Below are 12,921 nucleotides of genomic sequence, written 5' to 3'. Positions count from 1 at the left end.
ACAAGTTCGTCTCAGCGGAGGTTCCATGTCGTACCGCATCCAGATCGCCGAAACGCAGCAGGTCTTTTTTGTCGAGCGCGGCGAGACACTGCTGCAGGCCGCGCAGCGCGCCAGCATCGCCTTGCCGCACGATTGCCAGTTGGGCGGCTGCGGCACCTGCCGCATCCGCCTGCTCGACGGGCAGGTGCGCTACGACGAGGAACCGTTCGGCCTCGCGCCGGACGAAGCCGCCGCCGGCTACGCGCTGGCTTGCCAGGCGCAGCCCCAGGCCGACCTCGTCATCAGCACCGCGCGCGAGGACGAGGCCTGCGCCGAGCCCGCGCGGCACCGCGCGGTGGTGCAGGCGGTGCGCCCGCTGTCGGCGGACGTCATGCACGTCGAGCTGGAGGTGCCGGACGCTGGCGCGCTCGACTACCGCCCCGGCCAGTACCTGAAGCTGCTGAGCGCCGACGGGCTCGCGCGTAGTTTTTCGATGGCTTCTGTGCCACGCGACGGCCGCGTCGATCTGCACGTGCGCCGCATTCCGGGCGGCGCCTTTACCGACGGCATCCTGCCGCGCATGCAGGCCGGCGATGCGATCGACGTCGAACTGCCGCTCGGCAACTTCTTCTACCGGGCCCGCGATTACCGGCCGCTGCTGATGGTGGCCACCGGCACCGGGCTGGCGCCGATCAAGGCGATCCTGGAATCGCTGATGGGCGATCCCGACTGCCCGCCGGTGTCGCTGTACTGGGGCATGCGGCGGCCGCAGGACCTGTACCTGCACGACGACATCCCCTCATGGGCCGAACGGCTCTATGACTTCCAGTACGTTCCGGTGCTTTCGCGCGCCGGGGCGGAATGGCAGGGCAGGCGCGGCCATGTGCACGACGCGGCGCTGGCCGACCTGGGCGACCTGAGCGAACATGCCATCTACCTGTGCGGCTCGCCCGACATGATCCGTGACGCCCGTGCCGCTTTCCTGGCGCACGGGGCCAGTCCGGACTACATCTATGCGGATAGCTTTACCTTCCAGCACCCTTGTTAAGACATGGCGGTATGCAAGAAGAAGGCTGGTATACAATGACGCCAGCCTTTCCGCTTACGCCTCTGCCGACCCATGTCCCTCACTTCGTCTTCCGCCGCGCCCGCCGAGCCGCTGAGCCTCGGCGCCAGCCACTCGCCGCTGTTCGCTCTTGTCACCGACAAGGTGCGCGAAGGCATCCTGAACGGCAAGTACGCGCCAGGCGAGCGGCTGGTGGAAAACAAGCTGTCGGCGGAACTGGGCGTGTCGCGCATCCCGGTGCGCGAGGCGCTGCGCGCGCTGGCGAGCGAAGGGCTGGTGCTGATCGAGCCGCGCCGCGGCGCGACGGTGGCGAGCCTGTCGCCGGTGATCGCGCGCGAGATGGTGGAGGTGCGCGCCACGCTGGAAGGCCTCAACGCCAAGCTTGCCGCGCAGCGGCGCGACCCGGCGCTGGTGGCGGAACTGGAAACGGTGCTGCGCCAGGGCATGGAAGCGGCCGCACAGGGCCGCGCGGATGAGCTGCTGGCGCTCAACACCCGCTTCCATGAGGTGCTCGGCACCATCGCCGCGAACAGCGTGCTGCAGGAAATGATGCGCTCGCTGCGCGAGCGCACCGCCGTGCTGTTCGGCCCCGCCAACGTTGTGCGCGCGCGCCAGAACTGGGACGAGCACGCCCAGATCCTGCAGGCCGTGATTGCCGGCGACGCCGACCTTGCCGCGCTGCTGGCCGCGCGCCATGTCTACAGCGCCGCCAAGGCGGCTGACCTGCCAGTGGACGGGCAGGGGGCGGCGCAGGCGGCCTGAACAAAGGCTGCGCCCCGCTGTCACCTGCTCCCGGCCGGTATTTCCACAATCCGCGTTGCCGTTGCCTTTGCCATTGCATGCCCTGCAACAGGGCATTGCATGCCCGCGTATGACGCACCGCACCAAGAATGTGTATACTGTAGGCATTCAAGGTCAATTGGGATTTACCATGCAGTCGCCCGAGCAACGTTATCTGTCGCAACCCGTAGGCCAGCAACTGCTGCGCCACTTTGCAGCGCGCGACGCCGTGCGCCACGCCTCGCCGCTGGTGCCGCTGCGCCTGCGCGATATCGGCCGCTTCTTGCTGGCCGCTGGGCGGCCGCGCGCCGCGCCGAAGCCATTGCTGATCCAGCCTGAATGACCGGGCGGCGCAGCGCGCCGCTCCTTCCCCTTTCCCTCCTGGCACGCGTCCTGCGCGCCGCTCTTCCCGCAACCTTCCGCTCCTTCGGCGCTGCCCAGCGCGGTATCCGCACGCACATTAGCCTTGCACTGCGCGAAAGACGGAATATAGTATACCAACGCAATCGCAACACCTCCTGAGACCATACGCCCCCACCGCGCCTGAACCGCGCGGATAACGACAAGGAGCCGATGTGAACCTGCCGGACTGGACGACTGGCGGCTTTCCGCCGCTATGGGAGGTGGCACAACGGCTCGCCGGCGGCTCGGTTTCATCGGAGGAACTGGTAGACGCGTGCGAGGCAGCCTGGCGGCAATGGCACGGCGTCATCAACGCGCTGGTGCTGACGGATTTCGGCGCCGCGCGTGCCGCGGCACGCGACAGCGACCGACGCCGCCGCGCCGGGCAGGCGCGCGGCGTGCTCGACGGCGTGCCGTTCTCGGTTAAGGAATCGTTCGACGTCGCCGGCTGGCCGACTACCTGCGGCAATCCTGCCTTGCGCGGGCACGCCGCCCAGCGCGATGCCGTAGTGGTGCAACGGCTGCGCGAAGCCGGCGCGGTCCTGCTCGGCAAGACCAACGTCCCGCTCGGGCTGCGCGACTGGCAGAGCTACAACGCCATCTATGGCACGACCCGCAACCCGCACGATCCGACGCGTACGCCGGGCGGCTCGTCCGGCGGCAGCGCCGCGGCGGTGTGCGCGGGCCTGTCGTTCTTCGACGTGGGTTCCGACATCGGTTCCTCGCTGCGCAACCCGGCGCATTACTGCGGCATCTTCTCGCTCAAGCCCAGCCACGGGCTGGTGCCGCTGGCGGGCCACGGCACCGGTTCGGCCCGCTTCGGGGAGCAGGACATCAATGTCGCCGGCCCGCTGGCCCGGAGCGCGCGCGACCTGGAACTGGTGCTGCGCGCGATCGCCGGACCGGCCGGCCTCGATGGTGACATGGCGCTGCCGTACAAAATGCAGTTGCCGGAATGCCCGCAGCGCCAGCTTTCCGACTTCCGCGTTGCCGTCCTGCCCACCCATGCCCAGGCGGAAGCCGACGGCGAGGTCGCCGCGCAGATCGAACAGCTTGGGCACTGGCTGGCCGGCAAGGGCGCGCGCGTCGACTGGCACGTGCGGCCCGACTTCGACGCGGGCGAGCTGTGGCACGTCTACGTGACGCTGCTGCGCGCCACCACCTCGGTGCACATGGATGACGCCGCCTTCGCCGATGCGCTGGCCCGCGGCGCCACCGCCGCGCCTGGCGACCATGACTATGCGACCCTGCAGTACACCGGCGCGACGCTGAGCCACCGCGACTGGCTACGCCTGCAGGTTGCGCGCGAACGCTTTGCCGCCGCCTGGCGCCGTTTCTTCACGGGCTACGACGTGCTGCTGTGCCCGGCCGCGGCCACCACGGCATTTCCCCTAAACGAGGCGGGCGAGCCCTGGCAGCGCACCGTCACCGTCAACGGCCGCCCGCAGCCAATGACCACGCAACTATTCTGGGCCGGCCATTCCGGGCTGTGCGGCCTGCCTTCGGCCGTTGCACCAATCGGGCCGGGCACCAGCGGCCTGCCGGTCGGCGTGCAGATCGTCGCCGGCCGCTACCAGGATCTCACCGCCTTGCGTTTTGCCGGCCTGCTGGAGCAAGCGGGCCATGCCTGTCGGCCGCCGCCGCGGCCAGCCGCCTGGCCAGCGGACCACCACAACTAACCACACCACATCACATACCACTGGGGAGGGATCATGTTCGATTGGTTCCGTGATTTGTCGCGCATGGAGCGCAAGGGATTCTATGGCGCGTTCCTGGGGCATGCCGTCGACGTATTCGACTTCATGATCTATTCCTTCCTCATTTCCACGCTGCTGGGGCAATGGGGCATGAGCAAATCGACGGCCGGGGCGATCGTCACCTGGACGCTGGTGTCGTCGCTGGTCGGCGCGATCGGCGCCGGCATCCTCGCCGACCGCTATGGCCGCGTGCGCGTGCTGCGCTGGACCATCATCGTGTTCGCGGGTGCCTGCTTCCTGTGCGGGCTGGCGCAGTCGCCGGAGCAGTTGATGCTGTTCCGCATGATCCAGGGGCTGGGCTTTGGCGGCGAGTCGTCGCTGTGCATGGTGCTGGTGACCGAGATGATCCGCAACCCGGCGCACCGCGGCAAATACTCGGGCTTTACCGCGAGCAGCTATTCCTTCGGCTGGGGCGCGGCGGCGATCGTATATGCGATCACGTTCAGCGTGCTGCCGGCGGAGACGGCATGGCGCGCCTGCTTCTTCCTCGGCATCCTGCCGGCGCTGGTGGTGATCTACCTGCGCCGCAACCTGGAGGAGCCCGAGATTTTCCTGAAAAGCCGTGCGGCGGGCCGGCAAGGCTCTGCGCTGGCCGGGCTCGGACGCTTGTTCCGCGGGCCGCTGCTGTCGAAGACGCTGCTGTGCAGCCTGCTTTCGGGCGGCATGCTGGGGGCGTACTACGCCATCGCCACGTGGCTGCCGACCTTTCTCAAGACCGAGCGCGGGCTGTCGGTGTTCGGCACCAGTTCCTACCTGGCGGTCACCATCATCGGCTCACTGGTCGGCTACGTGGCGGGGGCCTATGCCACCGACCGCTGGGGCCGGCGCCTGACCTACGTCGTGTTCGCGGCGGGGGCGTTCGTGGCCGCGCTGGTCTATATGGTGATTCCGGTGTCGAACACGTCGATGCTGTTCCTGGGCTTTCCGCTGGGGGTGCTCATGCAGGGCGTGTTCGCCGGCATCGGTGCAACCATTTCCGAGTCCTATCCCAACGATATCCGCGCGACGGGCTATGGCGTCTCATACAACGCCGGCCGCGTGATCGGCTCGCTGTTCCCGCTGTCGGTCGGGTGGCTGAGTTCGGGGCACACCTCGCTGCCGATTGCGATCGCCATCGTTGCCGGAGTTGGCTATGCCATGGTCGTGGTCGCCGCGGTGTTGCTGCCGGAAACCACCGGCATGGATCTCGGGCAGGCCGGCGGCAGCGGGGAGAAGGAAGACGCCGCGCCGCTGGCGCAGCCCGCGGGAACGGTCGCCTGAACGCGCGGGGAGGGCGCTGCCGGCGCCCCCCCTTAGCGCACCCATGCCGAGATCGCCGGCAGCATCAGGCTGACGCCGATTCCGATCAGCACCCCGAACGCGACCCGCCGCGTGGTGGTCGGCGAGAACGGCGGCGGAAAGCGCCGTCCCAGCAGCGTGGCGACCACCACCACCGGCACCCCGACCGCGGCCTGCAGCCAGATCGCGGCATCGAGTTGCCCTTGCCAGGCCGAGAACAGCGTGCGCACGGACGAGGTCACGGTAAATACCAGGATCAGCGCGCAGCGGATTTCGACCGGCTTCATCGGCTGCCGGTAGAACTGGAAGATCAGCGGCGGTCCGGAGACGCCGAACATGCCGCTGAGCAAGCCGCCGAAGACGCCGCTCATGAAGAAGCTGCCGTCGCCGGAACGCTGCGGCAGCGGCTCGGGTTTGAAGGCGGCGCTGAGGCCGCCGTACAGGATCACCGCGCCCAGCAGCAACTGCAGCAGCGTGGCGGCGGAGCTGCTCAGGTACTCCAGCACCACTACGCCGATCAGCACCGAAGGCAGGATGCCGATCGCGGCCGCGCCCACGGCGCGCCAGTCGATATGCTGGAACTTGCCCGGCAGCGCGCAGGCGCTGTTGGCCAGCGTCACCAGGCTGACCACGGCCGCGACGGTGGCCACCGGCGCGAGCCCCAGCCCGCTGGTGGCGCCCATCACGATCATGCCCAGGCCGAAGCCGGTCACCGTCTGGAAATAGGTACCCGCGCCAAGCAGGGCTTGCAGCCCCAGCAGCGGCAATAGCAACTCCGCTTTCATGCCGCCTGCTCGCCCTTGGTGGCCTGTTCCGCGCTGGCTTGCGCCTGGACCACGGTGACGGCGATGACATGGAACACATCGTCGGCGCTGCAGCCGCGCGACAGGTCGTTGGCGGGCTTGCTCAGTCCTTGCAGCATCGGTCCGATGGCCTTGGCGCCGCCGACACGCTCGGCCAGCTTGTAGCCGATATTGCCGGCCTCGAGGCTGGGGAACACCAGCACGTTGGCATGGCCGTTCACCTGCGAATGCGCGACCTTGCGCGCGGCGATCTCGGCGACGATGGCGGCATCGAGCTGCACGTCGCCGTCGATGGCCAGGCCGGGACGCTGCGCGCGCACGCGCGCGGTGGCGGCGACGACCTTGTCCACGGCGGCGTGGTGCGCGCTGCCGCTGGTCGAGAACGACAGCATCGCCACGCGCGGCTCGTCGTTGAGCAGCGCGCGCGCGCTGTCGGCTGCGGCCATGGCGATGTCGGCGAGCGCTTCGGCATCCGGGTCGACCACCAGCCCGCAGTCGGAGAAGATCAGCCCGCCCTTGAGCGTATGGAAGGGCTCGCACAGCATCATCAGGAAGAAGCTCGACACCAGCCGGAAGCCTGGCGCCAACCCGATCAGCTGGATCGCGTTGCGCACCACGTCGGCGGTGGTGTGGGCGGCGCCCGCGACCGAACCATCGGCATGGCCCAGGCGCACCATCAGGTTGGCGAAGCACAGCGGATCCAGTACGGCGCGCCGGGCTTCGTCGAGCGTCATGCCCTTTTTCTGGCGCAGCGCGAAGAGCTGCTGCGCGAAGGAGGGCGTGAGCGCGGAGGTGGCGGGGTCGACCAGCGTCATGCCGTCCAGCGCGATGCCGTGGATAGCGGCAGCCGCATTGATCTGGCGCGGGTTGCCGACCAGCACGATGCGGGCGATGCCTTCCTGCGTGGCACGCTGAGCGGCCTGCAGGATGCGCGGGTCTTCGGCCTCGCACAACACGATGCGGCAAGGTTCGGCGCGGGCGCGTTCGATGATGCGGAGGATGGGTTTCATGGTGGTTGGCTCGGTGAAACTGAAAAAAGGGCCAGCGTCCGACGCTATGCCCTTGGTGTTCTCCCCTCGCCCGCTTGCGGGAGAGGGGCCGGGGGAGAGGGCTGACGCTGGCTATGCCGAAGCGCCACGACTTCGTGGAGACTCCGGCTCTCTCCCCAACCCTCTCCCGCAAGCGGGAGAGGGAGTACGCCCATCGCAAGCGATGCGCCTGTGCAAGCTCGGACTCAGACGTAGTCCTTGTACTTGTCCAGGTAGCGCACCGGCTTGGCCAGCGCATCGCGGCGGAACGGGTCGCCCAGTTCGCGGGTGCACATGATCTCGATGATGGTGGTCTTGCCGTGGTTCATCTGCAGGTCGATGGCGCGCTTCAGTGCCGGGCCAACGTCTTCCAGGCGGTCCACCACGATGCCTTCCGCGCCCATGGCCTTGGCGATGCCGGCGAAGCTCTGGTTGTCGAGCTCGCCCGCGACGAAGCGGCGGTTGTAGAAGTCCACCTGGTTCTTCTTCTCCGCGCCCCACTGGCGGTTGTGGAACACCACCGCGGTCACCGGGATGTTGTGGCGCACGCAGGTCATGGTTTCCATCAGGCTCATGCCCCAGGCGCCGTCACCCGCGTACGACACGGCCGGGCGGTGCGGTGCCGCGACCTTGGCCCCGATGATGGTCGGGAAGGCGTAGCCGCAGTTGCCCCAGCTCATTGCCGCGAAGAAGCTGCGCGGCTTCTCGAAGCGCAGGTAGCTGTTGGCCACCGAGTTGATGTTGCCGATGTCGGTGGACACCATCACATCCTCCGGCATGGCCTTTTCCAGCTCGCGCAGCACCTGGCGCGGGTGCAGGTAGTGGCCGCCGGTGGGCGTGCGTTCCTGCTTCTGTTCTTCGATCATGTCGAGGCTGTACGGGTCGCGCTCGTGGGTCCAGTCGTCCAGCTCCTGCTCCCACGCGGCCTTCTCGCTGGCGATGTCGGTGGCGCGTGCGTCGCGGGTGGCGTCGCAAGCCAGCGTGCGGCCGGCCAGGCGCTGGGTCAGCGCGATGGCGGCAGCCTTGGCGTCGCCGCAGATGCCCACCGAGATTTTCTTCACCAGGCCCAGCATCTTGTGGTCGGCGTCGATCTGGATGATCTTGGCGGTCTTGGGCCAGTAGTCCATGCCGTGCTGCGGCAGCGTGCCGAACGGCCCCAGGCGCGAGCCCAGTGCCACCACCACGTCGGCGCGCGAGATCAGCTTCATCGCCGCCTTCGAGCCCTGGTAGCCCAGCGGGCCGCACCACAGCGGGTGGCTGGCGGGGAAGGAGTCGTTGTGCAGGTAGCTGTTGACCACCGGCGCGCCCAGGCGCTCGGCCAGTGCCTTGCATTCCTCGATCGCATCGGCCATCACCACGCCGCCGCCCGAGATGATCACCGGGAACTTGGCGTTGGCCAGCAGCTCGGCCGCTTCGTTCAGGCTCTGCTCGCCGCCGGGGCCGCGATCAAGGTTCTGCGGCTTCGGGATCTCGGCGGTGATCTTGCCGTAGAAGTGGTCGCGCGGGATGTTCAGCTGCGTCGGGCCCATTTCGGCCTTGGCGCGGTCGAAGCAGCGCGCGGTGAACTCGGCCATGCGCGCCGGGTTGGTGACGTGGCCCTGGTACTTGGTGAACTCCTGGAACATCGGCAGCTGGTTGGCTTCCTGGAAGCCGCCCAGGCCGATGCCCATGGTGCCGGCCTCGGGGGTCACGATCACCACCGGGCTGTGAGCCCAGTACGCAGCGGCGATCGAGGTCACGCAGTTGGAAATGCCCGGGCCATTCTGGCCGATCACCACGCCGTGGCGGCCCGACACGCGGGCGTAGCCGTCGGCCATGTGGCCGGCGCCTTGCTCGTGCACCACCGGGATCAGGCGGATGCCGGCGGGCGCGAAGATGTCCATCGCGTCCATGAAGGCCGAGCCCATGATGCCGAACATGTCGGTCACGCCGTTGGCGGCCAGCGTTTCGACAAAGGCTTCGGACGGGGTCATGGTCTGCGGGCCGGCCGGCACCTGGCTGTCCTTCGCGGCGGCCGAGCCACCGGAAACGGCGGGATTCGAGGTGGTTTCGAGGTCGCGCATGGCGTTGTCTCCTGATGATGATGTTATAAAATGGAACAAGGCGTTCCGGAAAATTGCTTGTTGGGGGAAATGTAGGCGGAAGCTTGCCGTTGGTCAATAGAAAGTTTTGATTTACGGAATAAAAATCACGAAAAATCGAGACAATCAGCCACATTGAGTGATTCATACGGCTTTTTTTGCGGTAGGGAATGCGGGGGTCGACGCCAGGCCGTCACCGGCAGGCGCAACCAGGCCCAGCAGTGGCTGTAGCAAAAAGGGAGGGCAATCAGGTGGGCCGCACGCGGATCGGTGCGGCCGGTACGGCGGCTCAGTGAATGAAGCCGCCCTTGACGAAGCGCACCGGCTCGGCGTCGATGCGCAGCAACAGCGCCGTCAGCCCGTCGGCCACGGGTGCGGGCGTGCGTTGCGTGCCGGCCTCCGGGCCCGACACGCAGACCAGGTCTGCGTCGGACCACGGCCGGCCAGGCGTGCCCCGGGCACGCAGCCAGCCGGCGCGATCGGCCAGCAACTGCGTGCCGGCCAGCCGTGCCGGCGCCTGGCCCGAGATCGTCGCGAGCACCTGCCAGGCGTGTGCGGAGGCTGCGGTGCAGCCGGCGCGGAAGCGCGGCACCCGCGCCGGGGGGCGGCCGTCGGGCGTGACCAGCACGGTCAGGAAGCGCGGATCGTCGAGCGGCAGCGCGCTGGCGCTGTCGACCGCGACCAGCCGCACGCGCTGCCCGCCGCGCCATGCGGACAGGGGCACCGGCGCGGCGTCGCCGCAACGGACCGTCATCTCCGGCAGTGGCAGCGGCACCGGCCAGTTGCCAGCGCTGTCGCTGCCCGCCGACAGCGCCTTCATGTAATCGATCACGGCCCAGGCCTCGTCGTCGCCAAGCCGGTCGCGGAAGGCCGGCATGGAGGACTGTCCGAGCCGGTCGCGCATGCCGGCCAGCACATGCCAGAACAGCTCGCCGTCGGCGCGCCGCGCCAGCAGCGGGCTGGCCAGCGTGGGCGGCCACACCGCCAGGCCGGCGGCGAGCGGCCCTTCGCCGCGTCCGTCGGTGCCGTGGCAGGCGGCGCAATGCTGCGCATAGACGCGTGCGCCCAGGGCACCAGCCCCACGCGGCGCAAGGCGTCGTCGACGCGGTGGCGCTGCTGCGCGAGCAGGCCCCGCGCCTGCAGCCCGAGCGCGACGTTGTCCCAGACCCGGCGCCATGGATACAGCGTGGGATCCTGGAACACCACGATGCGCGAGGGATCCGGCTCGGTGATGGGCACGCCATCCTGCCGGATTTCTCCCGAGGTGGGCTGGTCCAGGCCCGCGACCAGGCGCAGCAGCGTGGACTTGCCGCAGCCGCTGGGGCCGAGCAGGGCGACGAATTCACCCGGCGCGACGGCGAGGTCGACGTGGTCGAGTACCGGCAGCCGGTCGGCGCCGTTGCCAAACCAGTGGCTGACCTGCCGGATATCGATGCGGGCGCCGGTTCGTGCTGTCGAGTCATCAACTGCCGCCGCGTTAACTCCCCTCTCCCGCGCGCGGGAGAGGGGCTGAGGGAGAGGGCCAGTGTGTGCAGCACCAACACCGCCTGAAGGCACGCCAGCGCCTGCCCTCTCCCCCGCCCCCTCTCCCGCGTTGCGGGAGAGGGGAGCCTTCTTCACGCGCGGGAAAGATCCCGAGGCTTTCAACCGCTCGACCACGCTCACCATTTCACCGTCCCCTTCTGCCACGACAACACGCGGTCGCGCACGGCGAACAGCAGCGTGATCACGCCCGAGAACAGCAGCGCCATCACGATCAGCGCCGCATACATGTTGACATACGAGGCCCAGCCCTGGGCCCAGGTCAGGTACCAGCCCAGGCCCGACTTCACGCCCATCATCTCGGCCGTGACCAGCACCGAAAACGAAGCGCCGAGCCCCATGAACAGGCCGACGAACACCTGCGGCAGCGCCGCCGGGATCGCCACGCGCAGCACCAGGAACCAGCCCGAGGCGCCCAGCGTGCGCGCGACGTCGTAATAGCTCTTGTTGACGCCGGCCACGCCCGACCAGGTCAGCACCGCGACCGGGAACGCCGTCGCCAGCGCAATCAGGAATACCGCCGCGGCATAGCTGGACGGGAAGAAGTAGAAGGTCAGCGGCAGCAGCGCGGTCGATGGCAGCGGCCCCAGCACGCGCAGCACCGGATGCACCCAGTAGCCGATGCGCCGCGACCAGCCGATCGACACGCCCACCAGGAAGCCCGCGAGAGCGCCATACGCGACGCCCAGCCCGAGCAGTTTCAGCGTGTTCAGCGCACTCTCGCCAAGCCGCGGCCAGTCGTCCGCATACACCTCGATCAGCGCCTGCGGCGGCGCGAAGAACGGCGTGGGCAGGATCGCGGTCTTGGCGGTCAGGATCTCCCACGCCGACAGCGCGACGGGCAGCGCCACCAGCCACGGTCCGGCGCGCCGCAACGCCGCCAGTGGACGTTGCGCGGTCCGGGGCCGCTGGCCGGCCAGCGATACCACCGCCAGCAAGGCCGCGCCGGCCAGCGCCGCGATGCCCAGTTCCGCGGTATAGGCCCAGTCGCTGAAGCCCACCGCCTGGTTGGGCCAGTGCCAGGTCAGCGCACCAAACGCGGCCCACGCCAGCGCGGCGAGGATGCCGGCGGCCCAGACCGGGGCGGCGCGACGGGATGCGGTAGCGCTTGCGTGAGGTGCGGGCGCCGCGGAGGGCTGGCGCCCGAGACCTGGATCGAGCGCGCTTTGAGTTGTGGTCATGGCATTACCCCAGCACGTTGGCGTAGACATGCTGCGCCAGGCGTTTGGCATCGGTGGACTTCTTCAGCACGCCGATGCGGCGGAAATCATCGGCGTAGAACGCGATCTCGTCGCGCAGGTCGACCCCGGTCGGGTGGTGGGTATAGGTCAGCGTGGCGTAGAGCTTGCGCAGGTCTTCCGGGTTGATTTTGGGCGAGTACCTGGCGAACACCCTGGCGGCCTCGTTGGGATTCTCGTTGACATAGTCGGTGGCCTGCACGATCGAGCGCGCCAGCGACGTCGCCGCGGGGCGGTCGTTGCGCACCAGTTCGCCGCGCGCGCCGACCACGCAGCAGACCTTGCGCGCGTACTCGCCGGTGAGGTTGGTGGCCAGCTCCACGTAGGCGCCGTTGGTGCGCTTTTCCAGCAGGTAGAGGTTGGGGTCGCCGTCGGCAATCGCCTGGATCTCGCCCTTGTCGACCGCCACGCCCAGCAGGTCGGCCGGGTACTGGCGCCAGCTGACGTCCTTGTCGGGATCGATGCCGTGCTTGGCCAGCAGGATGGTGAAGAAATGCTTGCCCGGCGCGGCCAGGTCGCTGACGCCGACGGTCTTGCCCTTGAGCTGCTGCAGCGTGGTCACGCCCGCGGCCTTCGCTCCCACCAGCCGCACGCAGCCGCCGTGCGAGCTGCCGATGATCTTGACATCGAAGCCGGCTTCGAGCGGCTTGAGCCAGCGGTGGATCATGCCCACCGCGGCGTCGGCCTTGCCGGTGGCGATCGATTCCAGCAACTGGTCGGTCGAACCGCTGTAGTTGATCAGGTCGACCTGCAGGCCGTTTTTCTCGAAGAAGCCTTTCTCCTGCGCCACCACGACCGGCGTCAGGCAAAAGGAATTCTGGTTCCAGGCAAAGGTCAGCTTGCGCGGCGCCGACCAGGCCTGCCGGCCCAGGATCAGCGCGGGCGCGGCCACGGCCGCGGCGCCGGCAAGGCGCAGCACGCGGCGTCGGCGCGGCTCGGCATGGTTGCTGTGGTTGGGGCTCATGCG

The 12,921-nt window shown here is 68.7% G+C and carries 10 protein-coding genes and 2 pseudogenes; 5 read left to right on the top strand and 7 right to left on the bottom strand.

All coding sequences use genetic code 11. From position 1 onward, the window contains the following. Positions 1–25: 25 nt before the first annotated feature. From CBM2586_RS25530 to CBM2586_RS25510, 5 genes are all read left to right on the top strand, one after another. The gene (locus tag CBM2586_RS25530) at positions 26–1,027 is read left to right on the top strand and encodes a 2Fe-2S iron-sulfur cluster-binding protein (RefSeq protein ID WP_115663978.1); all 1,002 of its coding nucleotides are present in this window, start codon (positions 26–28) and stop codon (positions 1,025–1,027) included. Positions 1,028–1,099: 72 nt separating this feature from the next. Next, complete coding sequence (locus CBM2586_RS25525; RefSeq protein WP_115690569.1) at positions 1,100–1,807, top strand: GntR family transcriptional regulator; 708 nt, start codon at positions 1,100–1,102, stop codon at positions 1,805–1,807. Positions 1,808–1,916: 109 nt separating this feature from the next. Beyond that, positions 1,917–2,168, top strand: coding sequence for a hypothetical protein (locus tag CBM2586_RS25520; protein ID WP_172587094.1), 252 nt, complete (start codon positions 1,917–1,919; stop codon positions 2,166–2,168). Positions 2,169–2,400: 232 nt separating this feature from the next. Next, positions 2,401–3,906: an amidase gene (locus CBM2586_RS25515; RefSeq protein WP_115690567.1), complete on the top strand. Its 1,506-nt coding sequence runs from the start codon at positions 2,401–2,403 to the stop codon at positions 3,904–3,906. A gap of 33 nt (positions 3,907–3,939) precedes the next feature. Beyond that, positions 3,940–5,244 carry an MFS transporter gene (locus CBM2586_RS25510; protein ID WP_115690565.1) on the top strand — a complete coding sequence of 435 codons (1,305 nt, stop codon included), beginning with the start codon at positions 3,940–3,942 and terminating at the stop codon, positions 5,242–5,244. A 32-nt stretch (positions 5,245–5,276) separates the two neighbouring features. Here CBM2586_RS25510 and CBM2586_RS25505 read toward each other — a convergent pair whose 3' ends face one another. From CBM2586_RS25505 to CBM2586_RS25475, 7 genes and pseudogenes are all read right to left on the bottom strand, one after another. Then, positions 5,277–6,047 (bottom strand): sulfite exporter TauE/SafE family protein, encoded by a 771-nt coding sequence (locus CBM2586_RS25505; protein ID WP_115663982.1) that lies wholly within the window; start codon positions 6,045–6,047, stop codon positions 5,277–5,279. Next, complete coding sequence (gene pta / locus CBM2586_RS25500) at positions 6,044–7,075, bottom strand: phosphate acetyltransferase (RefSeq protein ID WP_115663983.1); 1,032 nt, start codon at positions 7,073–7,075, stop codon at positions 6,044–6,046. Before pta ends, CBM2586_RS25505 begins: the two co-directional genes overlap by 4 nt. A 224-nt stretch (positions 7,076–7,299) precedes the next feature. Next, complete coding sequence (gene xsc, locus CBM2586_RS25495; RefSeq protein ID WP_115666403.1) at positions 7,300–9,066, bottom strand: sulfoacetaldehyde acetyltransferase; 1,767 nt, start codon at positions 9,064–9,066, stop codon at positions 7,300–7,302. 397 nt (positions 9,067–9,463) lie between these two features. Then, positions 9,464–10,246: pseudogene (locus CBM2586_RS25490) on the bottom strand (c-type cytochrome); the annotation flags it as partial. Next, a pseudogene (locus CBM2586_RS32455) lies at positions 10,231–10,842 on the bottom strand (ATP-binding cassette domain-containing protein); the annotation flags it as partial. The pseudogenes CBM2586_RS25490 and CBM2586_RS32455, both read right to left, overlap by 16 nt. Beyond that, positions 10,836–11,897 carry an ABC transporter permease gene (locus CBM2586_RS25480; protein WP_115690563.1) on the bottom strand — a complete coding sequence of 354 codons (1,062 nt, stop codon included), beginning with the start codon at positions 11,895–11,897 and terminating at the stop codon, positions 10,836–10,838. The gene CBM2586_RS25480 and the pseudogene CBM2586_RS32455, both read right to left, overlap by 7 nt. 4 nt (positions 11,898–11,901) lie before the next feature. Beyond that, positions 11,902–12,918 (bottom strand): ABC transporter substrate-binding protein, encoded by a 1,017-nt coding sequence (locus tag CBM2586_RS25475; RefSeq protein WP_115663986.1) that lies wholly within the window; start codon positions 12,916–12,918, stop codon positions 11,902–11,904. Positions 12,919–12,921: the final 3 nt, after the last annotated feature.

This window comes from Cupriavidus taiwanensis (assembly GCF_900250115.1).
Classification (GTDB): domain Bacteria; phylum Pseudomonadota; class Gammaproteobacteria; order Burkholderiales; family Burkholderiaceae; genus Cupriavidus; species Cupriavidus taiwanensis_B.
This window is presented reverse-complemented; position numbering and strand designations above follow the sequence as displayed.

Coding starts and splice junctions, on each gene's coding strand:
- CBM2586_RS25510 (WP_115690565.1), top strand. CDS start 3,940: ATGTTCGATTGGTTCCGTGATTTGTCGCGCATGGAGCGCAAGGGATTC.
- pta (WP_115663983.1), bottom strand. CDS start 7,075: ATGAAACCCATCCTCCGCATCATCGAACGCGCCCGCGCCGAACCTTGC.
- CBM2586_RS25505 (WP_115663982.1), bottom strand. CDS start 6,047: ATGAAAGCGGAGTTGCTATTGCCGCTGCTGGGGCTGCAAGCCCTGCTT.
- CBM2586_RS25530 (WP_115663978.1), top strand. CDS start 26: ATGTCGTACCGCATCCAGATCGCCGAAACGCAGCAGGTCTTTTTTGTC.
- CBM2586_RS25520 (WP_172587094.1), top strand. CDS start 1,917: ATGACGCACCGCACCAAGAATGTGTATACTGTAGGCATTCAAGGTCAA.
- xsc (WP_115666403.1), bottom strand. CDS start 9,066: ATGACCCCGTCCGAAGCCTTTGTCGAAACGCTGGCCGCCAACGGCGTG.
- CBM2586_RS25525 (WP_115690569.1), top strand. CDS start 1,100: ATGTCCCTCACTTCGTCTTCCGCCGCGCCCGCCGAGCCGCTGAGCCTC.
- CBM2586_RS25475 (WP_115663986.1), bottom strand. CDS start 12,918: ATGAGCCCCAACCACAGCAACCATGCCGAGCCGCGCCGACGCCGCGTG.
- CBM2586_RS25480 (WP_115690563.1), bottom strand. CDS start 11,897: ATGACCACAACTCAAAGCGCGCTCGATCCAGGTCTCGGGCGCCAGCCC.